The sequence below is a fragment of the Priestia sp. YIM B13490 genome (genome assembly GCF_042787735.1).
GTDB classification, from domain to species: domain Bacteria; phylum Bacillota; class Bacilli; order Bacillales; family Bacillaceae_H; genus Priestia; species Priestia megaterium.
This window is the reverse complement of record NZ_JBHZOT010000039.1, coordinates 1-1,381: the sequence shown is the minus strand read 5'-3', so window position 1 is coordinate 1,381 and position 1,381 is coordinate 1. Positions and strand designations below refer to the sequence as shown.

Here is a 1,381-nt window from a genome sequence, read left to right as displayed (position 1 = left end):
ATGAAGGCTGAGCTGTGATGACGAGGGAATTATAGTACCGAAGTTCCTGATTCCACACTGCCAAGAAAAGCCTCTAGCGAGGCGGGAGGTGCCCGTACCGCAAACCGACACAGGTAGGCGAGGAGAGAATCCTAAGGTGATCGAGAGAACTCTCGTTAAGGAACTCGGCAAAATGACCCCGTAACTTCGGGAGAAGGGGTGCTCTGGTAGGGTGTATAGCCCGAGAGAGCCGCAGTGAATAGGCCCAGGCGACTGTTTAGCAAAAACACAGGTCTCTGCGAAGCCGCAAGGCGAAGTATAGGGGCTGACGCCTGCCCGGTGCTGGAAGGTTAAGAGGAGGGGTTATCCTTTGGGAGAAGCTCTGAATCGAAGCCCCAGTAAACGGCGGCCGTAACTATAACGGTCCTAAGGTAGCGAAATTCCTTGTCGGGTAAGTTCCGACCCGCACGAAAGGCGTAACGATCTGGGCACTGTCTCAACGAGAGACTCGGTGAAATTATAGTACCTGTGAAGATGCAGGTTACCCGCGACAGGACGGAAAGACCCCGTGGAGCTTTACTGTAGCCTGATATTGAATTTTGGTACAGCTTGTACAGGATAGGTAGGAGCCTGAGAAGCCGGAGCGCTAGCTTCGGTGGAGGCGTCGGTGGGATACTACCCTGGCTGTATTGAAATTCTAACCCGCGGCCCTGATCGGGCCGGGAGACAGTGTCAGGTGGGCAGTTTGACTGGGGCGGTCGCCTCCTAAAATGTAACGGAGGCGCCCAAAGGTTCCCTCAGAATGGTTGGAAATCATTCGTAGAGTGTAAAGGCACAAGGGAGCTTGACTGCGAGACCTACAAGTCGAGCAGGGACGAAAGTCGGGCTTAGTGATCCGGTGGTTCCGCATGGAAGGGCCATCGCTCAACGGATAAAAGCTACCCCGGGGATAACAGGCTTATCTCCCCCAAGAGTCCACATCGACGGGGAGGTTTGGCACCTCGATGTCGGCTCATCGCATCCTGGGGCTGTAGTCGGTCCCAAGGGTTGGGCTGTTCGCCCATTAAAGCGGTACGCGAGCTGGGTTCAGAACGTCGTGAGACAGTTCGGTCCCTATCCGTCGTGGGCGTAGGAAATTTGAGAGGAGCTGTCCTTAGTACGAGAGGACCGGGATGGACACACCGCTGGTGTACCAGTTGTCTTGCCAAAGGCATCGCTGGGTAGCTATGTGTGGACGGGATAAGTGCTGAAAGCATCTAAGCATGAAGCCCCCCTCAAGATGAGATTTCCCATAGCGCAAGCTAGTAAGATCCCTGAAAGATGATCAGGTTGATAGGTCAGAGGTGGAAGCGTGGCGACATGTGTAGCTGACTGATACTAATCGATCGAGGACTTAACCAAA

Annotated in this window: 1 rRNA gene (cut by a window edge); it reads left to right on the top strand. The window is 54.3% G+C overall.

Annotation, left to right across the window (positions count from 1 at the left end):
* Window positions 1–1,380, top strand: a 23S ribosomal RNA gene (locus ACFX4R_RS29385) (its annotated part extends 1,204 nt beyond the left edge of the window); the annotation flags it as partial.
* Window position 1,381 lies beyond the last annotated feature (1 nt).